At 72.5% G+C, this 24,345-nt stretch carries 19 protein-coding genes, 1 tRNA gene and 2 pseudogenes; 10 read left to right on the top strand and 12 right to left on the bottom strand.

The window, feature by feature from the left end; genetic code table 11:
- Nucleotides 1-72 precede the first annotated feature (72 nt).
- The 3 genes from ACFQZ6_RS06705 to ACFQZ6_RS06695 are packed head-to-tail and all read right to left on the bottom strand — an operon-like array spanning nt 73 to nt 3,916.
- The gene (locus ACFQZ6_RS06705; RefSeq protein ID WP_381605590.1) at nt 73-2,076 is read right to left on the bottom strand and encodes a dipeptide ABC transporter ATP-binding protein; all 2,004 of its coding nucleotides are present in this window, start codon (nt 2,074-2,076) and stop codon (nt 73-75) included.
- Nucleotides 2,073-2,912 (bottom strand): ABC transporter permease, encoded by an 840-nt coding sequence (locus ACFQZ6_RS06700; RefSeq protein WP_381605588.1) that lies wholly within the window; start codon nt 2,910-2,912, stop codon nt 2,073-2,075. Before ACFQZ6_RS06700 ends, ACFQZ6_RS06705 begins: the two co-directional genes overlap by 4 nt.
- Before the next feature lie 20 nt (nt 2,913-2,932).
- Nucleotides 2,933-3,916, bottom strand: a complete 984-nt coding sequence (locus ACFQZ6_RS06695) for an ABC transporter permease (protein ID WP_381605586.1) — start codon at nt 3,914-3,916, stop codon at nt 2,933-2,935.
- 139 nt (nt 3,917-4,055) lie between these two features.
- Here ACFQZ6_RS06695 and ACFQZ6_RS06690 point away from each other — a divergent pair, with 139 nt between their 5' ends.
- Nucleotides 4,056-5,768, top strand: coding sequence for an ABC transporter family substrate-binding protein (locus ACFQZ6_RS06690; RefSeq protein WP_381605584.1), 1,713 nt, complete (start codon nt 4,056-4,058; stop codon nt 5,766-5,768).
- Here the strand turns inward: ACFQZ6_RS06690 and ACFQZ6_RS06685 are convergent.
- The 5 genes and pseudogenes from ACFQZ6_RS06685 to ACFQZ6_RS06665 form a co-directional block, all read right to left on the bottom strand.
- A complete protein-coding gene (locus ACFQZ6_RS06685; protein WP_449334081.1) occupies nt 5,711-6,943 on the bottom strand; it encodes an IS701 family transposase in 1,233 nt (410 codons plus the stop codon). The two genes, ACFQZ6_RS06690 and ACFQZ6_RS06685, sit on opposite strands and share 58 nt — an antisense overlap.
- Before the next feature lie 54 nt (nt 6,944-6,997).
- Complete coding sequence (locus ACFQZ6_RS06680) at nt 6,998-9,145, bottom strand: AGE family epimerase/isomerase (protein WP_381618115.1); 2,148 nt, start codon at nt 9,143-9,145, stop codon at nt 6,998-7,000.
- Nucleotides 9,146-9,149: 4 nt separating this feature from the next.
- Nucleotides 9,150-10,700 carry a glycogen debranching protein gene (locus ACFQZ6_RS06675; RefSeq protein ID WP_381605580.1) on the bottom strand — a complete coding sequence of 517 codons (1,551 nt, stop codon included), beginning with the start codon at nt 10,698-10,700 and terminating at the stop codon, nt 9,150-9,152.
- A 287-nt stretch (nt 10,701-10,987) separates the two neighbouring features.
- Nucleotides 10,988-11,179, bottom strand: a pseudogene (locus ACFQZ6_RS06670) (hypothetical protein); the annotation flags it as partial.
- Between the two features lie 468 nt (nt 11,180-11,647).
- Nucleotides 11,648-11,732: transfer RNA gene (locus tag ACFQZ6_RS06665), tRNA-Leu, on the bottom strand.
- 145 nt (nt 11,733-11,877) lie between these two features.
- Between ACFQZ6_RS06665 and ACFQZ6_RS06660 the strand changes: the two are divergent.
- The 3 genes and pseudogenes from ACFQZ6_RS06660 (at nt 11,878) to ACFQZ6_RS06650 (ending at nt 14,676) form a co-directional block, all read left to right on the top strand.
- A pseudogene (locus ACFQZ6_RS06660) lies at nt 11,878-13,243 on the top strand (M20/M25/M40 family metallo-hydrolase).
- Between the two features lie 156 nt (nt 13,244-13,399).
- Nucleotides 13,400-13,633: a chaplin ChpH gene (gene chpH / locus ACFQZ6_RS06655; RefSeq protein ID WP_381605578.1), complete on the top strand. Its 234-nt coding sequence runs from the start codon at nt 13,400-13,402 to the stop codon at nt 13,631-13,633.
- 191 nt (nt 13,634-13,824) lie between these two features.
- Complete coding sequence (locus ACFQZ6_RS06650; RefSeq protein ID WP_381605576.1) at nt 13,825-14,676, top strand: chaplin; 852 nt, start codon at nt 13,825-13,827, stop codon at nt 14,674-14,676.
- Between the two features lie 80 nt (nt 14,677-14,756).
- Here the strand turns inward: ACFQZ6_RS06650 and ACFQZ6_RS06645 are convergent, their stop codons facing one another.
- Nucleotides 14,757-14,945: a DUF5703 family protein gene (locus ACFQZ6_RS06645; RefSeq protein ID WP_094055315.1), complete on the bottom strand. Its 189-nt coding sequence runs from the start codon at nt 14,943-14,945 to the stop codon at nt 14,757-14,759.
- A 47-nt stretch (nt 14,946-14,992) separates the two neighbouring features.
- On the opposite strand from ACFQZ6_RS06645, the gene ACFQZ6_RS06640 reads away from it, so the two are divergent.
- Entirely contained in the window at nt 14,993-15,685 is a 693-nt protein-coding gene (locus ACFQZ6_RS06640; RefSeq protein ID WP_381605574.1) for a hypothetical protein, read from the top strand.
- A gap of 88 nt (nt 15,686-15,773) precedes the next feature.
- Here ACFQZ6_RS06640 and ACFQZ6_RS06635 read toward each other — a convergent pair whose 3' ends face one another.
- Nucleotides 15,774-17,852: a helix-hairpin-helix domain-containing protein gene (locus ACFQZ6_RS06635; RefSeq protein ID WP_381618112.1), complete on the bottom strand. Its 2,079-nt coding sequence runs from the start codon at nt 17,850-17,852 to the stop codon at nt 15,774-15,776.
- Nucleotides 17,837-18,820: an aldo/keto reductase gene (locus ACFQZ6_RS06630; RefSeq protein WP_381605572.1), complete on the bottom strand. Its 984-nt coding sequence runs from the start codon at nt 18,818-18,820 to the stop codon at nt 17,837-17,839. Before ACFQZ6_RS06630 ends, ACFQZ6_RS06635 begins: the two co-directional genes overlap by 16 nt.
- Nucleotides 18,821-18,954: 134 nt before the next feature.
- Between ACFQZ6_RS06630 and ACFQZ6_RS06625 the strand changes: the two genes are divergently transcribed.
- Together ACFQZ6_RS06625 and ACFQZ6_RS06620 are read left to right on the top strand one after the other, a co-directional pair.
- Complete coding sequence (locus tag ACFQZ6_RS06625; RefSeq protein WP_381605570.1) at nt 18,955-20,010, top strand: LLM class F420-dependent oxidoreductase; 1,056 nt, start codon at nt 18,955-18,957, stop codon at nt 20,008-20,010.
- A gap of 225 nt (nt 20,011-20,235) precedes the next feature.
- On the top strand, nt 20,236-21,027 hold the full coding sequence (locus ACFQZ6_RS06620) for a ferritin-like domain-containing protein (protein ID WP_381605568.1): 792 nt from the start codon (nt 20,236-20,238) through the stop codon (nt 21,025-21,027).
- An 18-nt stretch (nt 21,028-21,045) separates the two neighbouring features.
- On the opposite strand, the gene corA is transcribed toward ACFQZ6_RS06620, so the two are convergent.
- Nucleotides 21,046-22,035 (bottom strand): magnesium/cobalt transporter CorA, encoded by a 990-nt coding sequence (corA, locus tag ACFQZ6_RS06615; protein WP_381605566.1) that lies wholly within the window; start codon nt 22,033-22,035, stop codon nt 21,046-21,048.
- Nucleotides 22,036-22,097: 62 nt separating this feature from the next.
- Here corA and ACFQZ6_RS06610 point away from each other — a divergent pair, with 62 nt between their 5' ends.
- The 3 genes from ACFQZ6_RS06610 (at nt 22,098) to ACFQZ6_RS06600 (ending at nt 24,257) form a co-directional block, all read left to right on the top strand.
- Nucleotides 22,098-22,784: a histidine phosphatase family protein gene (locus tag ACFQZ6_RS06610; RefSeq protein ID WP_381605564.1), complete on the top strand. Its 687-nt coding sequence runs from the start codon at nt 22,098-22,100 to the stop codon at nt 22,782-22,784.
- A 100-nt stretch (nt 22,785-22,884) separates the two neighbouring features.
- Nucleotides 22,885-23,475 carry a DUF3090 domain-containing protein gene (locus tag ACFQZ6_RS06605; protein ID WP_381605562.1) on the top strand — a complete coding sequence of 197 codons (591 nt, stop codon included), beginning with the start codon at nt 22,885-22,887 and terminating at the stop codon, nt 23,473-23,475.
- A complete protein-coding gene (locus ACFQZ6_RS06600; RefSeq protein ID WP_381605560.1) occupies nt 23,439-24,257 on the top strand; it encodes an SCO1664 family protein in 819 nt (272 codons plus the stop codon). The genes ACFQZ6_RS06605 and ACFQZ6_RS06600 overlap by 37 nt, the downstream gene beginning before the upstream one ends.
- Nucleotides 24,258-24,345: the final 88 nt, after the last annotated feature.

The following is a 24,345-nucleotide window of genomic DNA, read 5'->3' as shown; positions in this document are numbered from 1 at the left end:
AACTGCCATGACTGGCGCAGTAATGATCATGCGGAGGGATGGTGTCTATGAGATGGGAGAAATGAAGTGATCTCAAGATCCTTTACGCTTCTCGTCGTGACTCTCTTCGTCGTCGGCCTGGTCTGCGCCGGGATGTACCTGGCGGCGGGGGAGCCGAAGTACGACACGGTCAGACCGGCGAAGGAAAACGGTCCCGTCGTCTGCTGTCGGGGGATCGGCTGAGCGGGCCGACAGCCGCCTCCGTTCCACGACCGGGTCCGGTACCGGAACCGAATGGACCAGCACCCTGGTGTACGGATGCGCCGGTCGCTCGAAGACCTCCCGCACCCGCCCGGTCTCGACGACGCGACCGGCCCGCATGACCGCGACCCGGTCGGCGAGGTGCCGTACCGCCGCCAGGTCGTGGGAGACGACCAGACAGGAGGGACCGTGATCTCCCGTCAGCCGCCTTAGCAGGTCGAGTATCCCCGCCCGCACCGACACGTCGAGCGCGGAGACCGGCTCGTCCAGCAGCAGCAGCTCCGGCTCTCCGGCCAGCGCCCTGGCGATGGCGATCCGCTGCCGCTCACCACCGGAGAAGCGGTGCGGATAGGCGTCCGCGGCGGCGGCACCCAGACCGACCAGCTCCAGCACCTCGGCCACCCGCACGGCCGCGCGCTCCGGCGGCACCCGTCGGGCCCACAGCGGCTCGGCGACGATGTCACCCACCGGCATCCGAGGATCGAGGCTCGCCATCGGGTCCTGCGGTACGTACTGCAGGGCCCCGCGCAACCGCCGTACCGCCTCCCGTGACAGCGCGCCGGTCTCCATGCCGAGCACCTCGACACGGCCGCGCCGGGGCGCCGTCAGGGCCATCACCTCCCGCAGCGTGGTCGACTTCCCGCACCCGGACTCCCCGACCAAAGCGAGGGTCTCCCCCCGGCGCACCTCCAGGTCCACCCCGGCCACGGCCCACACCTCACGCGCCCCCCTGCCGGTCCCGGGAAACGCCTTGCCGAGCCCACTGATCCGCAGGACGGTCTCGCCCGCGCCCGCGCCACCCCCGCCCCGCCTCCTCCCGGCGGGCGGAAACAGCTCGGCCGCGCCGCGCCGCGCGGCCTCCCCGGCGTGATGACACGCGGTCAGGTGCCCGTCCACGCCCACGAGCGCCGGTACCCGCGCCTCGCACACCCGGTCCGCCAGCGGACAGCGCGGCGCGAAGGCGCAGCCGGGCCCCGGGGCGCCGGGCGCGGGCGGCCCGCCCGGCATCGGGGTGGGCGGCACCTCACTGTCGATCCGGGGCACGGAGCCGAGCAGCCCTTTGGTGTACGGCATCCGGGGCCGGGCGTAGAGGGCCTCGGCCGCCGCGGTCTCCACGATCCGCCCGCCGTACATCACCGCGACCCGGTCCGCCGCCCCCGCCACCACCCCCAGGTCATGGCTGACCAGCAGCAGCGCCGCCCCCGTCGCCCGCCGCGCGGTCACCAGCGCCCGCACCACCCTGTCCCGCACGGTGCCGTCCATGGCGCTGGTCGGCTCGTCGGCGACGATGACGTCCGGCCGGTTCGCCATCGCCATCGCGATCATGGCCCGCTGCCGGGTGCCGCCGGACAACTGGTGCGGATAGGCGTCCGCGACCCGCCCCGCCTCCGCCACCCCGACGGCGTCCAGCAGCTCGGCCGCGGCCCGCCGCGCCGCCGCCCGCCCGGGACGCGGCTCCTGGTGGACGCGGATCGCCTCGCCGATCTGGTCACCGATCCGCAGCACCGGCGTGAAGGCCGCGAGCGCGTCCTGGAAGACCAGGGCGATGCGCCGCCCCCGCAGCCGTGCCAGCTCCCGCCCGGGCATCCCGACGATCTCGCGCCCCAGCAGCCGTACCGAGCCGCTCACCGCCAGACCCGGCGGGCACAGACCGAGCAGCGCCAGCGCGGTCAGGCTCTTCCCCGCCCCCGACTCGCCGACCAGGCCCAGCACCTCGCCCCGCCGCAGCCGCAGGTCCACGCCGTGCACCAGGGGCAGCTCGGGGGCGCGCCGGGACGCGGGCCGCGCCACCCGCAGCCCCCGCACCTCAAGCAGCACCTCGCCCGGGCCCGTCACCGCCCGCCCCCCACCGCGGCCCCGGCCGGGTCCAGCGCGTCCCGCAGCGCCTCGCCGACCAGATGGCAGGCGAGGACCAGGCAGACCAGCAGCCCGGCCGGGAAGAAGAACATCCACGGGTACGTCACCGGCACCTCCGCGGCGTCCGCGATCAGCGAGCCCAGCGAGACGTCCGGCGGCTGCACCCCGAAGCCGAGGTACGACAGGCCGGTCTCACTGAGCACCGCCCCGGCCACCGCCACCGTCGCGTCCGTGATCAGGAACCCCGCCAGATGCGGCAGGACGTGCCGCCGCATCACCGCCACCGGGCCGACGCCCAGATACCGCGCCACCCGCACGAACTCCCGCTCCCGCAGCGACCGGGTCTGCGCCCGCACGGCCCGCGCGGTGACCATCCAGCCGAACACGGCCAGCAGCCCCGGGTACGCGAGCCAGCCCAGCCCGCGCAGCCGGGGCGCGAGGACCACCAGGACCAGGAACGCGGGCACCACCAGCATCAGATCGACGAAGAACATCAACGCCCGGTCGGTCCAGCCGCCGAGGTACCCGGCGCACACCCCGACGACGGTCCCCAGCACCGTGGCGAAGAACGCCACCAGCACCCCGATGAACAGCGACTTCTGGAGCCCGCGCGCACACTGCGCGAACACGTCCTGGCCGATCCGGTTGGTCCCGAACCAGTGCTCGGCGCCGGGCGGGCGGTGCAGCGCGGAGTAGTCGACGTCGGCGTACCCCCACCGGGTCAGCGCGGGACCGGCGAACGCGAGCAGGGACAGCCCGAGCAGCAGCGCGGTACCCGCGAGGGCCGTGGGGGAGCGGACCAGGCGCCGTACCACCGCGCGTGTCCGCGCCGACCTCACGGGTGCCGGACCCGGGGATCGAGCGCGGCGTGCAGCAGATCTCCGGCCAGCCCGGCCAGCAGCACCAGCGCGGCCCCGAACACCTGCATGGCCACGACGGAGTGGACGTCGCCCTTCTGCACCGACTCGACGAACCAGCCGCCCATGCCGTGCCAGCCGAAGACCTTCTCGGTGAACACCGCCCCGGTGAACAGGGTCAGGAACCCGAAGGAGAAGAACGCCGTCAGCGGGATCAGCGACACCCGCAGCCCGTGCCGCAGCAGCGCCCGCCCGGGGGTGAGCCCCTTGGCCTGGGCGGCGCGCAGATGCTCGGAGGCGAGCACGTCCAGGGTCGCCGCCCGCTGGTAACGGCTGTACGCGGCGATGGCGCCCAGGGCGACGCAGAGCGTGGGCAGCGCGAGGTGCACCGCGGTGTCCCGGAGCTGGGTCAGCGCCCCGCCCGTCAGGCCGGGCGTCCGCTCGCCGGTGTAGCGGATCACCGTACGGCCCGCGGCGTCGTTGACGGTGATCGCCCCCGCCTGCAACAACAGCCCCAGCACGAAGGGGGGCACCGCCAGCACCGCGAAGGAGAACAACGTGAGCGCCCGGTCCGGCAGCCGTCCCCGGCGGACCGCCGCCCACACCCCGGCCAGCACCCCCAGCGCCGTCCCCACCACGGTGCCCACGACCAGCAGCCGCGCGGTCACGCCGACGCGGCGGCGGAACTCCGTGGTGACCGGGGTGCCGTCGAGCGTCCGGCCGAGGTCGCCGTGCAGCGCCCGCCATGACCAGTGGGCGAACCGCTCGGTGACCGGAACGGTGTCGTCCAGCCCGAGCTGGGCGAGCCGCTGGTCGACCACGGCTCCCGGCGGCGGCGGTGTGCGCTGTTCGTAGTAGGCACGGGGGTCGAGGGCGGAGGCGGAAATCAGATAGGAGAGGAAAGTTGAAGCAAGGAGTAAAGCAAGACAGTTTGTCAGGCGTATTGCCGACAATATGAGCATCGAGTGTTCCCCCGAGGAACTTCACGAGCGTGACATGCGCCAATGTTAGGCTCAACTTCCCCGCTCGGAAGGCGAGTTCTGTATTTCCTCGCACCGGCGGTGGCGCAGCGAAGACCTTAAGAGGGGGAGAGGGCGCGCTATGGCGGTTTTCCAGGGCTCCAGAAGACGGTTACGACTCCTCCTCGTCTGGACCGCTCTCGGCGCGGTGCTCATCGGATGCACCCCATCCGGCTCGGACGACTCACCCGGTGCGGACCATTCCCGGGCCGCGGTCCCCGCCTACGGCCACACCGACGTCCACCCCCGCCCGCGCTCCGCGCTCCGCCAGGGCGGCACCCTCACCCTGCCGATCTACCAGTGGCCGACCCAGTTCAACTACCACCACGTGGACGGCGCCCTCGACGAGGTCTGGACGATGGCCGGACTGCTGGAACCGCGGCTCTTCGCCCGGGACGCGCACGGCACCCCCCAGCCGGACCCCGACTACCTCCGCTCCGCCACCGTCACCGCGACCTCCCCGCAGACCGTCACCTACCGCCTCAACCCCAAGGCCCGCTGGTCCGACGGCCAGCCCCTCGGCTGGCGCGACTTCGACGCCCAGTGGCGCGCCCTCGGCCGCGGCGACGACCGGTACCAGATCGCCGACCCCACCGGCTACGAGGACATCACCGAGGTCCGCCCCGGCGCCGACCCGCACGAGGTCGAGGTCGTCTTCGCGGAGCCGTTCGCCGACTGGCAGCGGCTGTTCACGCCGCTGTACCCGGCCGCCGCGTTCCGCACGCCCGAGCAGTTCAACGAGGGCTGGCGCACCGGCGTCCCCGTCACCGGCGGCCCCTTCAAGGTCGGCGCCCTCGACGCCACCGCCCGCACCCTCACCCTGGTGCCCGACCGGCGCTGGTGGGGCCCCCGCCCCCTCCTCGACCGGGTCATCCTGCGCACCCTCGACCCCGCCACCGCCGTACAGGCGTTCCTCAACGGCGAGGTCGACGCCGTCAACGCGGCAGCCGCCGACGTCTACGACCGCCTCAAGGACGCCCGCGACACCGACCTGCGCACCGGCTCCGCCTGGGACGCCGTACAGATCGCCCTCAACGGCGCCGCGGGCCCGCTCACCGACCCCGAGGTGCGCCGGGCCGTGCTGCACGCCGTCGACCGCAAGGCCCTCGCGGAGGTCGCGGGTGAGGGCCTGCCCATCGGCGTGCCGCTGCTCGGCAACCACTTCTTCATGACCAACCAGCCCGGCTACACCGACAACTCCGGCCCCTACGCCACCCGCGACCTCGCCCGGGCCGAACGCCTCCTGGACCGCCGCGGCTGGCGCCGCGCCGACGGCACCGGCACCCGCACCAAGGACGGCCGCCCGCTGAAGCTGCGCCTGGTGCTCAGCCAGGCCACCAACCGCCTCGGCCTCGACCTCGCCCAACTCGTCCAGCGGATGCTCGCGGAGGCCGGGATCGAGGTGGAGCTGCAGAAGGTCCCCGCCGACGACTACCTGCCGAAGTACCTCAACCAGGGCAACTTCGACCTGGCCATCTTCCGCTTCGTCGGCCTGACCTACCCCAGCGCCCTCTACCCCGTCTACCGGCAGACGGACGACAAGCAGACCTACGCCAACTACGGCCGGATCTCCAGCCCACGCGTCGACGCGCTGCTGGCCGAGGCCACCCACACCCTGGACGAGGGGCGCCGCCTGCGGCTCTACCAGCAGGCCGACGCCGCCATCTGGGAGTTGGGCCACGACGTCCTCCTCTACCAGCGCCCCCAGGTCGTCGCCGTCCGCGAACACCTAGCCAACTACGGCGTCCCGGGGCTCGGCGACATCGACTTCACCGCCGTCGGCTGGGAGAAGTGACCCCCGGCGCTCAGCGCGTCATAGCCGAGCGCCACGGAGGCGAGGGTGACGTGGTGGTGCCAGCCGCGGAACGACCGGCCCTCGAAGTCGGCCAGCCCGAAGTCCCGCTGGAGCCGCGCCAGGCTCTGCCCCGACAGCGCCCGCAACTGCGCCAGCGGCATGATGTCGGGCAGCCTGCGCGCGGGCAGGTTCGTCAGCCAGTAGGAGCGCGGCGCGGGACGGCCGTAGGGCCAGTCGGTCACCAGGTGCCGGGGCCGCTGCGCGGGCTGCGCCTCCGCCGAACGAGCCCCCGCACCCCCGCCGTGCGGAGCCTCCGTCAGCAGCAGCGCGGGCATCGACAGCACCTGTGACTGCCGCATCCGCGCGGTGGCCCGGTCCTGCCAGGCGATCGGCATCCGCTTGCGGTGCTGGGCGGCGTGCACCGCCAGCTCCACCAGCGTCCCACTGCCGTACGGCGACCCCGCGCAGGGCCGCGGCAGGGTCACCCCGACGCTCGGCGCGACCTGGACCAGGTACGCCAGGCCGCGCGCCTCAAGACCGCGCAGCAGCGGCGCCACATCGCCCTCGCCGCGCCAGTCGACCAGCACCGGCAGCGGCTCCAGCAGCCACTCCTCCAGCATCTCGTCGACGGCCTCCAGGATGTACCGCCAGCGCGGCCGGGCGCGCTCCACGTCCGGCAGGTGCGCCTGGCGGCGCAGCTCCTCGTCGCGGTCCCAGCGCTGCGGCAGCAGCAGCCGCCAGCTCACCGGCACCCCGCCGTGCCTGCCGACCAGCGAGGTGGCCAGCGCGAGCTGGCAGTTGACGGTGCGCTCCAGGGACGGCGCGTACTGCCGGGCGACGCCCACGGACCGGTCGCCGTTCTTGGTGAACACGACCTCGTCCACGCACCACGCCTCGGTGCCCAGCGTCCGCTCCAGTTGTCCGGCGAGCCGCCGCCGCACCGGCCCGCAGGGCCACGGGCTCTGGTTGACGAACTGCTGGATCTGCTGGACGGCCCGGCGCCCCAGCACCTGTTCGGAGATCCGGGCCGGGGTCTTGCGGCCGGGCACGTCGAGCAGTCCGCGGACGTACACCTCGCCCCAGCGCCGCTGGTCCGACCGGGCCAGCGTGCCGAAGAGGTCCTGGCAGTACGCGGAGAAGTCCAGCGGTGCGAGCGGCACCTCGGCGGGCGGCACGGGGACGGCCGCCTCGGGGAGGAGGTGCGTGGGGGGCAGGGTGGTGGTCACGGGTCAGTCCTCCTCGCCCTCGAGCAGGAAGGCGTCGGTGGCCAGCAGCGCTTCACGGACCTCGGGCAGCACCGAGCCGACGACGACGAAGTCCACGTCGAGACCGGCCTTGGTGCGCTGCACGAGCAGTTCGTTGACGGCGGGACGGCACATCTCGGTGACCTCGCCCAGGTGGAACTCCACCCGCTGCGGCCCGGCCGCCATCACCTCGCCGAGGACCCGCCGGAACTTCTCCAGCTCCCCGGAGTCCACCGCGCCGCCGCAGCGCACGTGCGCGGTGCCGCCGTCGAACTCGCTGCGCACCCGCAGCCGCATCTGCACCGGCTCCAGCTCGACCCGCACCCGCACCGGGCCGTCGCTCTCGGGCAGCCTGACGGTGAGTTCCTTGGCGTCGAAGTGGTGGTGGGGCCGACCGTCGACCCAGACCCGGGTCAGCTCGACCGTGCCGCGCGGTAGCAGGTCGGGCGCGACGCGCAGCTCCCGGTCCGGGAGGTCGCCGGGGCGCGGCCGGAAGTACAGGCTCAGCGGCTCGTGGCTGATCAGCAGCCCCGTGTAGGCGGCGGCGAGGTAGCACAGCTCCAGCGCGTGGTACCCCGCCATCGAGTGCGAGCCCTTGAACCGCTCGGTGCCGACCAGGTACGGATTGCCGTCGGCCAGCACGTTGAAGTAGACGCCGCCGTCCTGGTGGTCGAGGAAGAACGCGTTGTAGAACGCGGCGGCCTCCCGCGCCAGGCGCAGCGAGTCCGGGTCGTGCGAGGTCCCGGCGAGGATCAGGTAGGCGAGGATCGCCTGCTCCTGCTGCCACCACGCCTTGCGGTCGTGCCAGACCATCCGGTGGATGCCGCTGTCCGGGTCGGGCCGCCGCTCCACCACGTCGTACCAGCCGCCGCGGAGCTGGTCGCTGCCGACCGCGGGCATGATCTCACCGATCCGGCGGGCGGTCTCGGCGTACTCGGGCTTGTCGGCCAGCGCCCGGATGCGGGTCAGGTTCCAGGCGATCTTCAGGTTGTGGCCGACGACGGCCCGGTCCTGCTGCCAGCCCCAGGTGCGGTCCGGCGTCCAGTCCTCGTGGAACCGCTCCTGCACGAACGGGCTGTTCGGCTCGTCCGGGAACCGGGCCACGATGGTGTCGGCGGTCTCCTCCAGGAGCGCGGCGAAGTCCTCCCGCCCGGTGGCCAGATAGGCGTTGATCAGGTACGCCGGGGCGTGGTCCCCGATCGAGTTCCAGTTCTTCCGCGACCGGTTGCGGCCGAGGGCGTCGTCGCAGGGGCTGAGGTTGATCGGGTCGATGTGCGAGAAGAAGCCGCCGCGCTCCTCGTCGCGGAAGTACCGATCGAACAGCGCCACCGTCCGGTCGATGTCCTCCAGGATCCGCGGGTCCCCGGTCACCCGGTACGTCTGGGTCGGCCCGGCCAGCGCGTAGATCTGCTCGTACATCGGGATGGCGTCGTAGTCGTCGCCGAACTCCGAGGCGTAGACCTTGCGCCGCCCGGTCGGGGTGATGTCCATGCCGTGGTACCAGTAGACGATCCCGTCCTGCTTGTCGTCCACGCGCATGTACTGCCGCAGGTACTCGGTACCGCTCTCCGCCGCGTCCAGGAACCGGTCCTCACCGGTCAGCAGGTACGCCGTCGCCAGCCCGTAGACCAGCCGGGAGATGGTGTCGGTCTCCTGGCGCACGTTCTGCCCGGCGAACTCCGGCAGGTGGGCGCCGTCCAGGGTGAGGTTGGTGCGGTAGCCGCGCCAGTCGTACTTGCCGTCCGGGAACTGCCCGCGTAAGTAGAAGTCCGCGATCGCGGCGGCCTGCCGCACCCACCACTTGGGGTGCTCGAAGACGTACTGCCCGCGGCTCTCCTCGGGGAAGGTGATCTCCTTCGCCTCGAACCGCGAACCCCCCTCCCACTCGTAGAAGATCCCGTACGCGAACAGGAAGCGGCCCGCGGAGAGCATGTCCCGGGTCTGCCCCGTGGTGTCGCGGTAGGGGTCCCCGAGGTTGCGTACGACGCGGGAGACGACGTTGCGGGCCAGGTGCACGGTGAACTCGCGGCCGTCGGAGGTGCGCAGCCCGAACCGGTTCTGCACGGGGCTGTGGTAGGTGACGTATCCGGCGAGGGTGTCGGAGAAGATTCGGCGTTCGGCGGTGGCACTCATCTCGTCACGTGCCCTTCTCATCGGGTAAGGCCACGAGCAGCACGACGCTGCGGCCGTGGGCGTGGAAGGTGTCCGCTTCGATCGGCTCTTCCTGACCGGGCGCGAGCAGCTCGCGCGGCGCTCCGCAGGCGGTGTCCAGCACCCGGTACCAGCGGTGGCCGTCGATGTCCGGCAGCTCGAAGTCCAGCCCCAGGTGGTACATGTTCATGATCAGGTGCAGGTCCGGGTCGCCCTGGAAACCGCCGAGCGTGGCGGCCAGCACCCGGGCCTCGTCGTCGTCCCAGCCGGGGCAGTCCAGCCGGGTGCCGTGCCAGGTGACGTCCGCGATCCCGCGCTCGTTGCGCCGCTCGGTGAAGAACCGCGGCTCCCGGAAGGTCTTGAACCGCTTGCGCAGCGCGATGACCCGCTCCGTGAAGGACCGGACCTCCGTCTCCTTCTCGGCCTGCTCCCAGTCCAGCCACGAGACCTCGTTGTCCTGGCAGTAGGCGTTGTTGTTGCCCTGCTGGCTGTTGCGGAACTCGTCCCCGGCCAGCAGCATCGGCACCCCGCGGCTGAGCATCAGCACCGACAGCAGGTTCTTGATCTGCCGCACCCGCAGCCGCTCGACCTCCTCGGAGTCCGAGGGGCCCTCGACGCCGCAGTTCCAACTGAAGTTCTCGTGCGCACCGTCGGCGTTCGCCTCGCCGTTGGCGTGGTTGTGCTTGTGGTTGTACGACACCAGGTCGTTGAGCGTGAACCCGTCGTGGCAGGTCACGAAGTTGATGCTGTTGGTCGGCAGCACCTGCTGCGGGAAGAACAGGTCGGCCGAGCCGCCGATCCGCGAGGCGATCTCCCCGACCAGCCCCGCGTCGCCGCGCACGAACCGCCGTACGTCATCCCGGAACGGCCCGTTCCACTGCGCCCAGCGCTTCCCCGGGAACCGGCCGACCTGGTACAGCCCGCCCCCGTCCCACGGCTCCGCGATGATCTTCGTCTCGGAGAGCACCTGGGACAGCTCGATCGCCCACAGCGCGGGCGGCACCGCCATCTCGTACCCCATCGGCCCCCGTGACATCTCCGAGGCCAGGTCGAACCGGAAGCCGTCCACGTGGTGCTCGGTGACCCAGTACTCCAGGCACTCCAGGATGAACTTGGTGACCATCGGGTGGTTGGCGTTGACCGCGTTGCCGCACCCGGTGAAGTCCATGTATCGACTGCGGTCCTGCGGCCACAGGTGGTAGTACGCCTCGTTCGCCGCGCCCCGGAAGCTGATCGTCGGCCCGTACTCGTTTCCCTCGCTGGTGTGGTTGAAGACCACGTCGAGGATGACCTCGATCCCGGCCCGGTGCAGCGCCTTGACCATGTCCCGGAACTCGGTGATGTGGTGCGCCAGGTGCGGCTCGGCGCAGTACCCGGTGTGCGGTGCGAAGAAGCCGTAGGGGTCGTAGCCCCAGTAGTTGCGCAGCGGGGTGCCGTCCGGCCCCGTCCGCAGCACCTGGGTGTCGTCGAAGTCGAACACCGGCAGCAGCTCCACGGCGGTGATCCCCAGCCGCTGCAGCTCCGGGATCTTCTCCACCAGCCCGGAGAACGTGCCGGCCGCGTCGCCCCCGCGGTCGGCGAGGCGGTCAGCCCCCGCACGTGCGCCTCGTAGATGACGGTGTCCGCCATGGGGATGCGCAGCGGGCGGTCGCCCTCCCAGTCGTAGCTGTCGAGGTCGACGACCAGGCTGCGCATCGAGTGCTCCACGTTGTCGGCGCTGCCGACCGCGCGGGACCGCTCCCAGCGGGTGTTGATGTTGGCGCGGGCGTACGGGTCGAGCAGCACCTTGCGGTGGTTGAACCGGGACCCGGAGTGCGGGGTGTTGCGGGGTCCGTCGATGCGGTAGGCGTACACCTGGCCGGGGCCGATGCCCGCCACGTGGCAGTGCCAGAAGTGGAAGCTGCGGTGGTGCTCCGGGTGCAGCCGGATGACCCGGGACGGCTGCGGCGCGTCACAGCGGTCGAAGAGCAGCAGGTCGACCCGGGTGGCGTACTCCGAGAAGATCGAGAAGTTCACACCGTCGGCGTCGACGGTGGCGCCCAGTGGCTGGGGATGCCCCGGCGAGACTCTCGACACGGCCTCCGACCGCTGCTCCGCCAACACGCTTCCCTGGGTTTTCACAGAGCTTCACCTCTTGTCACCTGGGTGGTCGAGCAACCGTCAAGTCCGCTACTAGGCCGGGCATGTGCTGGCGGCAACTCGCCGGAGACCGCGCCCGATTCAGTCAACAAGCTCTGTAAGGTCGAGTCAAGCACGTTGTAAAACCGGAAGCGTGTACGAGTCCCGTGCGGATCGGGACAAGGGTGCGACACCTGGGACTTCCCGGCCGAACGGGACCACTCGGAAAACTTACGGAACCCGCCAGCGGGCCCCCCGCGCCCGGCGGATTCGGTCGCGACGGCCGGTCATGACCGGCCGACACGCTCCTCCCCGGACACGACGAATCCCCCCGGCCGCCGCAGCGACCGAGGGGATTCGGTGATGTGTCCGAGGGGGGACTTGAACCCCCACGCCCGATAAAGGGCACTAGCACCTCAAGCTAGCGCGTCTGCCATTCCGCCACCCGGACAAGGTGTCTGTCGTGCGGGGTTTCCCCCGCGGCGACGACGTAAACATTACCAGGCTTCCGGACCCGCCGATCACACCCCACCCGCTGTGAACGCCACGTGACGGACCGCCCCCGGTCTTGGGGCGCGCCCCGCCCCGGAGAGAGGATGAGGGGCATCCGTCAGCAGCACCAGCGGGAGGTACCCACCGTGAGCCAGCAGGGCACGACCAGCAACGTCACCGGCGAGGACGAGGTCGTGGACCTCTGCCGCGACCTCATCCGCATCGACACCAGCAACTACGGCGACCACTGGACCCGGCGAACGCGCCGCCGCCGAGTACGTCGCCGAGAAGCTCGCCGAGGTCGGCCTCGAACCCCGGATCATCGAGTCCCACCCCGGCCGCGCCTCCACCGTCGCCCGCATCGAGGGCGAGGACCCGTCCCGGCCCGCGCTGCTCATCCACGGCCACACCGACGTCGTCCCCGCCAACGCCGCGGACTGGACCCACGACCCGTTCTCCGGCGAGATCGCGGACGGCTGCGTGTGGGGGCGGGGCGCCGTCGACATGAAGGACATGGACGCCATGACCCTCGCCGTCGTCCGCGACCGGCTCCGCAGCGGACGCAAGCCGCCGCGTGACGTCGTCCTCGCCTTCCTCGCGGACGAGGAGGCGGGCGGCACCTACGGCGCGAAGTACCTCGTCGACAAGCACCCCGACCTCTTCGAGGGCGTCACCGAGGCGATCGGCGAGGTCGGCGGCTTCTCCTTCACCGTCAACGAGAACCTGCGCCTCTACCTCGTGGAGACCGCGCAGAAGGGGATGCACTGGATGCGCCTGACGGTCGACGGCACCGCGGGCCACGGCTCCATGACCAACGACGACAACGCCATCACCGAGCTGTGCGAGGCCGTCGGCCGCCTCGGCCGCCACACCTGGCCGGTACGGGTCACCAAGACCGTCCGCTCCTTCCTCGACGAACTCTCCGACGCCCTCGGCACCGAACTCGACCCCGAGAACATGGACGCCACCCTCGCCAAGCTCGGCGGCATCGCCAAGATGGTCGGCGCCACCCTGCGCAACTCGGCCGCGCCGACCATGCTCGGCGCCGGGTACAAGGTCAACGTCATCCCCGGCCAGGCCACCGCCCACGTCGACGGCCGCTTCCTGCCGGGGTACGAGGAGGAGTTCCTCGCCGACCTCGACCGCATCCTCGGCCCGCGGGTCCGGCGCGAGGACGTGCACGCCGACAAGGCGCTGGAGACCGACTTCGACGGCAGGCTCGTCGACGCCATGCAGACCGCGCTCGGCGCCGAGGACCCCATCGCCCGCGCGGTGCCCTACATGCTCTCCGGCGGCACCGACGCCAAGTCCTTCGACGACCTCGGCATCCGCTGCTTCGGCTTCGCGCCGCTGCGGCTCCCGCCGGAGCTGGACTTCGCCGGAATGTTCCACGGCGTCGACGAGCGGGTCCCCGTGGACGGCCTGAAGTTCGGCGTACGGGTGCTCGACCGCTTCCTCGACGCGTCCTGAATGACCCGGTGAAACGACACTCCACTATTCGGCCGCGCGTGCGGTCGCGACTGGGAAGGGTGAATGCGCTCATAGGGTCGTAGCTCTATTAGTCCCTCCTCGTTACTGCTGGTGCGATCAGCTTCATGGGATCGCATTGCCAACAAGGAGGAATAAATGATCAAGAAGATCGTCGCCGCCGCTGCCGCCACCGGTGGTCTCGTCCTCGCGGGCGCGGGCCTCGCCGTCGCCGACTCCGGCGCCCAGGGTGCCGCGGTCCACTCCCCGGGTGTGGCGTCCGGCAATGTCGTCCAGGTGCCCGTGCACGTCCCGGTGAACGTCTGCGGCAACACGATCTCGGTGATCGGCGTGCTGAACCCCGCCTTCGGCAACGTGTGCATCAACAAGTGACGTGACCACCCCCTCGTGAGGGTGTGACCTAGGGTCCGGACCCGCCCGTCGGCCCCGGAGCGCGCGCCATGCGCTCCGGGGCCGACGGATTCCGTTCCGCGCCCCCTCGGCTCCTTCCACTCCCTCCGCTTCCTTTCCGCGATACGGCAGGCCGAGGAACTCGGCACAAGGCGAAGGCAGGAACTCAGCACATGCGACAGGTCACCCGCAAGGGCCTGATGACCGTGGCGGCGGCGACCGGCGTGATCGCCGCGGTGGGCGCCCCCGCGCACGCCACCTCCGGTTCGGGCGCCCACGGCACGGCGTCCGGCTCACCCGGCGTACTGTCCGGCAACAGCGTGCAGGCCCCGGTCCACGCACCGGTCAACGTCTGCGGCAACACCGTCAACGTCGTCGGCGTCCTCAACCCGGCCGCGGGCAACTCCTGCGCCAACGAGGGCGGCGGCGGGCACGCGGGCGGCGCGCAGGCGGAGGGTCACGCCTCCGACTCCCCGGGCGTCGGCTCGGGCAACAACGTCCAGGCGCCGGTGCACGTCCCGGTGAACGTCTGCGGCAACAGCGTCGACGTGGGCGGCGTGGCCAACCCGGCGACGGGCAACTCCTGCGCCAACGGCGGCCACCACGGGGGCGGCCACCCCACGCCCCCGCCGCCGGGCCCGGAGGAGCCGGGCAACCCTGGCAACCCCGGGAACCCCGGCAACCCGGGTAACCCCGGGAACCCGGGCAACCCCGGAAACCCTGACAACCCGGGTAACCCCGGCAATCCGGGTAACCCGGTGGAGCCGCCCCGGCCGGAGAACCCGCCCACGGACGACGACACCCCCGCCCCCGGTGACTCCACGCCCCCGGACGACTCCGCCACCCCGCCCGGCTCCCCGTCCGGCAACCGTCCGGGCGCCCAGACCGGCGCCACCCAGCCCCAGACCGACGCCCAGCTCGCGGAGACCGGCAGCGGCCTCCCGCTCGGCGCCGCCGTGCCGCTGGGCGCGGGCGCGCTGCTGGCCGGAGCGGTCCTCTACCGCAGGGCGCGGGCCACGCGGTAACCCGTACAAAACCCCTCGTAGCGGCACAACTTGGAGCGGGCTCCCCCTAGGGGCCCGCTCCGCCCCGTCCGTGGCCTACGTCACCACGTGGCCCGCACCTGGCGGATGATCCGCCGCCGCAGGCGCACCCTGCGACTGCCGTCCCGCAGCAGGCTCAGACGGTGCAACTCCCAGTGCCCGTACTCCGCATGGTCCGTCAGCAGACGCGCCGTCTCCTTGCGGGAGACCCCGCGCGGCACGTACACGTCGACAAATTCGTATTCCGGCATCGCATCTATTGTGCGGGCAGAGGCCGGGTGCGGATAGCGTCTGCACTATGTCTGATGCTGCGCAGCCCACCGCTGCCGAGGTACGCGCCGCCGCCGAGGCGGTCAAGACCGCGCTCGACCGCCATCTCGCCGCGGTCGAAGGGCGGTCGGGTGAGGACGACCCGGGCGTCTACGAGGCGTTCAACGAGCTGGCCGCCGCCGCGGAGGCGTACGACGAGCTGCTGTACGACCGCTACGACGAGGTCACGCCCTTCGAGATCCCCGGCGCGGAGGACGCCCTGCCGCCGTACACCGGCCCGGAGGAGCCCAGCGCGCTGAGCGTGCTGATCCGCCGCGACTACACCGTGGTGGAACCGCAGCGGCTGCTGTCCCAGGCCCAGCGGGTGGAGGCGGCGGACGACGACGGCAGCGGGGTGGAGGCGGCGGCCACCGTGCACGGGGCGCTCGGCATCCTCTTCGGCGAGTTCGAGCCGGACGAGATCGCCTCCCGGCACAAGGAGTTCGGCCTGGAGGAGGGCGACTCCACGATGTGGGTCACGGCCGCGGACGAACCGGCGGACCCCGGCGAATGGCTGGAGGCCCCGTTCGAGAACGCCGATCCGCAGCGGGTGGTCTGCCGCTTCGACGTCAGCGCGGTCTTCGACGAGGAACTCACCGACGACGACGATGACGACGACCTGGAAGCGGAACTGGAACTGGACGAGGACGAGGACCTGGAGCCCCTGGACGCGGACCGCTAGAGAACCGGACGTGAACTGCTAGAGGACCGGACACCGGGCGGGCGGTCGGAGGGCCGTAGGGCCCCCGCCGTCCGCCCGCCTCCGCCGTCTACGCCTGCTCCGCCCCCTGCTCCAGCCCCCGTGCCGCCGCCAGCAGCACCGGCAGGCGGGTCGTGCGGGGCTTGGCCGCCACCTCGGCGACGGCCCGGGGCAGGGCCTGCTCCACCCCCTGCACGACCGACAGGTGCCGCTCGGCCCGCCCGAAGGCGGTGTAGACCCACGGCCGACTGAGGGCCGCGGCGGCGTCACCGGGCAGGACGACGACCACGGCGGGCCAGCGCCCGCCCACGGCCTGGTGCGCGGTCAGCGCCCACCCGTGCCGCACCCACCCCTCGACCCGCTCGCGCGGCACGACGACCTCCGCGCCCGAGCAGGACAGCCGCAGCCCGTCACGGTCGGCGCCCACGACCACACCCGGCAGCACCCGCCCGGGAACGGGGGAGTAGACGACCCGGTCCCCGGCGTCGAACCCGCCGAACCGCCCCGGACCGGGGTTGAGCCGCTCCTTCAGCGCCGCGTTCAGCACGCGGGTACCGGCGGCGCCCCCGTGCCCCGGTGTGATGACGACCGTCTCCTCCGCGGGCACCCCGATCGCCCGGGGCACCGAGTCCGCCACGAGCTGCACGGTGCGGTGGACGGCCTCCCCGGCGTCCCGCACCGGCACGATCACGACCTCCTTGCCGGGCGCCTCGACCTGGGTCAGCTCACCGACGCCGACGCCCGACACCAGCTCACCGAGCGGCCCGGGATCAGGCGTCCGCGAGGCGACCCGCGGGCAGGTCCGCGCGGCCAGCAGGTCCGCGAACACCCGCCCGGCGCCCACGGACCACAGCACCCCGGGATCGCCGCCCAGCACCAGCCGCACCCCGTCCGGCAGCGACTCCACCAGCAGGGCGGCGGTCTCCACGTCGAGCTGCGGGGCGTCGAGCACCACCAGCAGGTCCAGGTCGAGCGCCCCCTCCGCGTCCCGCCCGGGGCCCTCCGCCCCGGCGAGCAGCCCGGCCACCGTCACGACCCCGGCCACCGCCTCCCCGGCCAGGGCGGCGAACCGGTCCCGCCCGAGGGGACTGTGGGCGGCGGCCCAGGCCCGCAACCCGACCTCCCGGGCGGCCCGCAGCAACACGGCGGACTCGCCCCGCGACGCCTCACCCCCGGTGTGCAGCACCAGCCCGTGCCCGGCCACGGTCCGCGCCAGCTCCCCGGCGGCCCCGCCGCCCCCCGCGGCGGCCCGCTCCCACTCCTCGGCCGAACCACCGCCCTTGGGCACGGAGTTGACCAGCCGGGCCAGCCCGTCGGCGAGACTCTCCTCGGCCAGCGCGTACCGCTCAAGCCCCACCAGCACCCGTACGGGCCGCTCCTCACCCTCGGCGTCCTCCTGCGCCCCGGCGGCGGGGTCGAGGGCGTCCTGGAAGGCGAGGGCGTCGCCCTCCGCGAGCGCGTCCTGCACCGCGGCGTCCGCGTCGGGCACCCCGCGCTGGGCCAGCGCGGCGGTCAGGGCGGGCAGCTCCAGCGCCGTGTGCCCGGCGAGCGCGGCCTGCTCCAGCAGCCACCCGGTGAGGGCCCGCCCACGCCGCTCGTCGCCCGGCGAGGACTCCGCGCCGAGCAGCGCCCGCGCGAACCCGTCGGCCTGCTCGGGCCGCACCCCGGGCACCCGCAGCAACTGCCATGGATCGGCCCGCAGGACGTCCTCGGCGCCCTCCCCGAGCGCCAGCGCCACCGGCGCGGCCAGCGCCTCGGGCGCGCCGCCCGCCACCAGCACGTCCCGCACGGCGGCCACCCGGTCCGCGTCGGGCGCGGACCGGGCCACGACCGCGGGCCGCGGCGGCGCCGCCCGCCGCGCGGGCTCCGGTGCCGCGGGCCGCCGTACCGGCTTCTCCTCGGCGAAGACCGGACCCACGGGCTTCGCCCCGCTCTCCACGGCCCGCACCGCGGCGAGCAGTTCGGCGGCGGTGCCGCTGAGCTTGGCGCCGCTCTCGACCGGCCCCCGCTTCTCCGCCTTGCGCCGCTCGATCCGCTCCCGCTCGACGCGCTGCGCCTCCAGCTCGGCCTGCGCCTCGGACACCTCAGCGGTGCCCTCCGGCGTGCCGTCCTCGGTGGTCTCCGGCTCGGTGCTCACAGCGTGCTCCAGTCGTGATCGGGATAGCGGTGCACGGGCGCCGACACATCGTCCAGCGCCCGGCAGATCTCGTCAGGAAGACTAAGCGCCTCCACTGACAACGCCGCCGTGAGCTGCTGCGCGTTGCGCGCCCCGATGATCGGCGCCACCACGCCGGGCCGGTCGCGGACCCAGGCCAGGGCGACCTGGAGCGGGGTCACCGCGAGCCCGTCGGCGGCGGTCGCCACCGCGTCCACGATCCGGCTGGCCGTGTCGTCGAGGTACGGCTCGACGAACGGGGCGAGGTGCTCCGAGGCGCCCCGGGAGTCCGCGGGCGTCGCGGTGCGGTACTTGCCGGTGAGCACGCCACGGCCCAGCGGCGACGAGGGGAGCAGGCCGACGCCGAGGTCCAGCGCGGCGGGCAGCACCTCGCGCTCCACGCCGCGCTGGAGCAGGGAGTACTCCATCTGCGTGCTGGCCAGCCGGGTGCGGGTGCCCGGCGCCGCGAGCTGCCAGGTGGCGGCCTTGGCGAGCTGCCAGCCGCAGAAGTTGGAGACCCCGGCGTAGCGGGCCCGGCCGCTGCTCACCGCGAGGTCGAGGGCCTGGAGGGTCTCCTCCAGGGGGGTGTCGGCGTCGTAGGCGTGGACGTGCCACAGGTCGACGTAGTCGGTGCCGAGGCGGGCCAGCGAGGCGTCGAGGGCGGCGAGCAGGTGGGCGCGGGAGCCGTTGAACCGGCGGTCCGGGTCGGGCACGCTGCCCGCCTTGGTGGAGATGACCAGGTCCCGGCGGGGGACCAGGCCGTCTATGAGGCGCCCGAGCAGGTACTCGGCCTCGCCGTCCCCGTAGACGTCCGCCGTGTCGACGAGGCTCCCGCCCGCCTCCCAGAACGTCTTCAGCAGGTCCGCCGCGTCGTGCTCGTCGGGTTCCCGGCCCCAGGTAAGGGTCCCGAGTCCGATACGGGACACACGCAGGCCGGTACGGCCGAGATGCCTCTGCTCCATGAACGCCGAGATTACTGGCCAGAACCTACGGTGTGGGTTGCCTACGGACAACGGATCTGGCGCGGCCCTCCGGAGGGCGGCACACGCTAAGGTTCCCCGACAAGGGACGTTACTGACCAGTAAGGGGAACGGCCATGCAGCTCGGGATCAACCTCGGCTACTGGGGCGGCGGTATGGACGCCGACAACCTCGCCGTGGCGCAGGAAGCCGACCGCCTCGGGTACGCCGTCTGCTGGGCCGCCGAGGCTTACGGCTCGGACGCCGCCACCGTACTCACCTGGGTCGCCGCCCAGACCACCCGCATCGACGTCGGCTCGGCCATCTTCCAGATCCCGGCCCGCCAGCCCGCGATGACCGCCATGACCGCCGCCACCCTCGACTCCCTCTCCGGAGGCCGCTTCCGCCTGGGCCTCGGCGTCTCCGGACCGCAGGTCTCCGAGGGCTGGTACGGCGTCAAGTTCGACAAGCCCCTCGCCCGCACGCGCGAGTACGTCGACATCGTCCGCAAGGCCATGTCCCGCGAGCGCCTCACCCACGACGGCGAGCACTGGACCCTCCCCCTTCCCGGCGGCCCCGGCAAGCCCATCAAGCTCACCGTGCACCCCACGCGCGAGCACATCCCCCTCTACATCGCCGCCATCGGCCCCAGGAACCTCGAACAGACCGGCGAGATCGCCGACGGCGCCCTGCTGATCTTCCCCTCCGCCGAACACCTGGAGGAGACCGCGATCCGGCACATCCGCGCGGGCCGCGAGAAGACCGGCCGGACCCTCGACGGCTTCGACGTCTGCCCCACCGTCCCGCTCGCCGTGGGCGACGACAAGGACGTCCCCGCCCTCGCGGACACCTTCCGCCCCTACACCGCCCTCTACGTCGGCGGCATGGGCAGCCGCAAGCAGAACTTCTACAACCAGCTCGCCCAGCGCATGGGCTACGAGGAGGCCGCCGCCGAGATCCAGGACAAGTACCTCTCCGGCGACAAGCAGGGCGCCGCCACCGCCGTACCGCACGACCTGATCGACAAGACCACCCTGCTCGGCTCGGTGGACCGCATCGCCGACCGGATGAAGGCGTACGCCGCCGCCGGGGTCACCACCCTCACCCTCGCCCCCGCGGGCTTCACCCTGGACGAGCGGCTCACCGCCCTGCGCGCGGGCACCGAGGCCCTGGAGCGCGCGGGCCTCGCCTGACGCCCCTCCGTCCAACACACGTTCCCACGGCCGTGGTGGGGGCTCGGGGGTCGACCCCGCCACGGCCGTCACGCGGAACAACGCCCCACGCGCGGGCCCCGTCACGTCATCCTTTCGACGGAGTTGTCCGACACACCGGTTGCGACACCACCCCCCGCCCATTTGACTCGTCCTTTACGGACCCGGATCCCACGGAGGCCGCGCACGGCAGAGAGGTGCCCACGGATGCTTTCGGCCAAGAGTCTGTTCCAGGAGATCCTCGACAACGACGAGTCGTTCCGCCTGTTCTGCTCCATCGCCGCCAGCGGCGAGGCCCAGGGCGGCTGGGAGAACGCCCGCATCGCCGCGCTCGTCCCGGACAGCGAGCGCGCCCTCGCCCCCAAGATCACCCGCCATGGCGCGGACGAGGACAAGCACGGGCGGATCTTCACCGCGCTGCTGAAGAAGCGCCACCTGGAACCGGTCCCGGTCCCCCCGGAGACCGACTACACCATGCTCCTCGAACAGCACGGCATCGGCCTGGCCCACGACAAGCTCAAGGGCGACCAGCCCCTCACCGTCCAGGACATCGTCACCTACCTCGCCCACAGCAGGGTCACCGAACAGCGCGCCTCCGAGCAGATGGAACTGCTGCGCAGGCACTTCGCCGACCACCCCGACGTGGGCCGAGCGGTCCGGATGATCTCCGCCGACGAGGACAACCACCTCGCCTACTGCCACGAGGAACTCCTCCGCTTCGCCCGCGCCGGACACGGCCGCACCATCCAGCGCACCCTGCGCGAGTGCGCCCTCGCGGAGATCCGGATCTACCGGGACGTCAGCCTCGCCGTGATGGCCCACATGGGCCGCGTCCTGGGCTGGCCCAGGCCGAAGGCGGCGCTCCTGGCGTTCGGCATCCACGCCGTGTACGCGTACGAACGCCTCGGCGGCTGGCGCCGCATGGTCTCCCTGCGGATGCCGGAGCACCGCGACGCCCTCGGCGGCCCCACACCCCCGCCCGCCCCCGAGTTCGCCTGACGGCGGGGCGACCGCCGCTCACAGCCAGCCCCGCCGCTTGAACAGCCGGAACACCCCCATCTCCAGCACCACCATCACCGCCACCAGCACCGGGTACGACCACCTCCACCCCAGCTCCGGCATATGGCGGAAGTTCATGCCGTAGATCCCCGCGACCATCGTGGGGATCGCGGCCATGGCGGCCCACGCGGAGATCTTCCGCATGTCGTCGTTCTGCCGCACGCTCATCTGCGCCAGGTGCGCCGACAGCACGTCCGACACCAGCCGGTCCAGCCCCTCCACCGACTCGTTCACGCGCGTCAGGTGGTCGTACACGTCCCGGAAGAACGGCCGCGCGCTCTCCTCGACGAACGGCGGCGCCACCCCGTTCACACCCGCCAGCCGGCTCAGCGGCAGCGCGAGCGGCCCGCTGGCCCGCCGGAACTCCAGAACCTGCCGCTTGAAGTTGTAGATCCGCGAGGAGACATGCCGGGACCGGCCCCCGTCCTCCGAGAAGACCTCCGCCTCCAGCTCCTCCAGATCGGTGGACAGCTCGGTGGCCACGTCCAGATAGCGGTCGACGGCGGCGTCCGCGATGGCGTACAGCACCGTCGTCGCCCCCTGCCCGAGCATCTCCGGCTCCCGCTCCAGCCGCCGCCGCACCGGACCGAGCGGCAGCCCCTCGCCGTGCCGGACGGTCACCACGAAGCCGTCGCCGAGGAAGGTCAGCACCTCACCGGTGGAGACGGCGTCGCTCTCCGGCTCGTACACGACCGGCTTCAGCACCAGGAACAGCGAGTCGTCGTACACCTCCAGCTTGGGCCGCTGATGGGCCTTCAGGGCGTCCTCGACGGCCAGCGGATGCAGCCCGAACTGCTCGGCGACCCGGCCCAGCTCCCGTTCGTCGGGCTCGTACAGGCCGATCCACACGAACCCGCCCGCGGCCCGCGCGTCCGCCAGCGCCGCGGAGAAGTCCCCCGGCCCCTCGGTCCGCCGCCCCTCGCGGTACACGGCACAGTCGACGATCACGGAACGCACTCCCTCCTCGCCGGGCCGCCGCCACGGCACGCGGTACGCCTACCCTGGGCGACATGCCCACGCTGATCCTGGTCCGGCACGGACGTTCCACCGCCAACACCGAGGGACTGCTCGCCGGGTGGACGCCCGGTGTCGGACTCGACGAGCGCGGCGCGGCCCAGGCCGCCGCGCTCCCCGGACGCCTCGCCGAGCTGCCGCTCGCCGAGATCGTCACCAGCCCCCTGCAACGCTGCCAGGAGACCCTCGGGCCCCTCCTGGACGCCCGCCCCGAAGTGCCCGTCCACACCGACGACCGGATCGGGGAGTGCCACTACGGCGACTGGTCCGGCCGCAAGCTGGCCGAGCTGAAGGACGAGCCGCTGATGGAGGTCGTCCAGGCGCACCCGTCCGCCGCGGCGTTCCCCGGCGGCGAGTCCATGCGGTCCATGCAGACCCGGGCCGCCGAGGCGGTACGCGAGTGGAACGCGCGCGTGGAGCGCGACCACGGCGCCGACGCCGTGTACCTGATGTGCTCGCACGGGGACATCATCAAGTCCCTCGTGGCGGACGCGCTCGGACTCCATCTCGACCTCTTCCAGCGGATCTCCGTCGAACCGTGTTCCATCACCGCGATCCGTTACACCCGGCTGCGGCCCTTCCTCCTACGGCTCGGCGACACCGGCGACTTCGCGTCGCTGGCACCGAGGGAGGAACCCCCGACCGGCGACGCCCCGGTCGGCGGCGGCGCGGGCGCACCGTGATCGTCGACCGCAGTAGGGTGAACCGACCTCAGCAGCCCCCGCCCCCACCCGCCAGCCCCCACCGAAGACTCCCCACTCACGACTTCAATGGAGACAGGACGTGTCCCGTCAGGTGTTCCTCTACGACCAACCGGACCGTTTCGTGGCCGGTACGGTCGGACTACCCGGGCGCCGTACCTTCTTCCTCCAGGCCACCGCGGGCGCCCGCACCACCAGTGTGGCCCTGGAGAAGACCCAGGTCGCAGCGCTCGCCGAGCGCATGGACGAACTCCTCGACGAGGTCGTGCGCCGCAGCGGCGGCAGCGCCTCCGTCCCGGCCGTGGCGCCCTCGGAGATCCACGACACCGCCCCCCTGGACACCCCCGTCGAGGAGGAGTTCCGGGTCGGCACCATGGCCCTCGCCTGGGACGGCGAGGAACAGCGCATGATCGTCGAGGCGCAGGCCCTGGTGGAACTGGACGCCGACACCGACGAGGACCTCGCGGAGGCCGAGGAACGGCTGCTCCAGGACGAGGAGAACGGCCCCCCGATGCTGCGGGTCCGCCTCACCGGCGCCCAGGCCAGGGCCTTCGCCAAGCGCGCCCTCGACGTCGTCAACGCGGGCAGGCCGCCGTGCCCGCTGTGCAGTCTGCCGCTCGACCCGGAAGGACACGTATGTCCGCGCCAGAACGGATACCGCCGCTCAGCGTGAGTCCCGCGGAACTGCTCACCGAGGGCGAACTGACCGTCCGGGGCCGGATCCGGGACGCCTCCAACGCGGCCCTGTACTGCACGGTCGCCCACGAGGGCCAGGAGGCCGCCTGCGTCTACAAGCCGGTCGCGGGGGAGCGCCCCCTGTGGGACTTCCCCGACGGCACCCTCGCCGCCCGCGAGGTCGCGGCCTACCTCGTCTCCGAGGCCACCGGCTGGGACCTCGTCCCCCCGACGGTGCTGCGCGACGGCCCCTACGGCGAGGGCATGGTCCAGTTGTGGATCGAGGCCGTCCCCGGCGCCGAGCTGCTCGCCCTGGTCGACGCGGAGGAGCCGGAGCCCGGCTGGAAGGCGATCGGGCTCGCCGAGGTCGCCGAGGACAGGACCGCCCTGCTCGTGCACGCCGACGACGAGCGGCTGCGGCGCCTCGCCGTCCTCGACGCCGTGATCAACAACGCCGACCGCAAGGGCGGCCACCTGCTGCCCACCGCCACGGGACACCTGTACGGCATCGACCACGGCGTCACCTTCCACACCGAGAACAAGCTGCGCACCCTGCTGTGGGGCTGGGCCGGGGAGCCCCTCACCGAGGAGGCCGTCACCGTCCTCGACCGGCTCAGCGAGGAGCTGAGACCCGGCGGCACCCTCACCGACCGCCTCACCGGCCTGATCACCGCCGCCGAACTCGACGCGACACGCGCGCGTGTCGACGTACTCCGCACCACCCGCACCCACCCCGAACCCAGCGGCGAATGGCCCGCCATCCCCTGGCCGCCGGTGTAGGACGCGCCGCACAGGGCACACGGGCCGGGATCGCGCAAGACCGCCTTCCCGGCCAGCGGTCCCTGGTCCGGGTCGTATACGGAACTCC

Origin of the sequence: Streptomyces flavalbus, assembly GCF_042674625.1 — a bacterium.
GTDB classification, from domain to species: Bacteria; Actinomycetota; Actinomycetes; order Streptomycetales; family Streptomycetaceae; genus Streptomyces; species Streptomyces flavalbus.
Note: the sequence above shows the minus strand (reverse complement) of the source record. Positions and strands in the feature narration are given on the sequence as shown.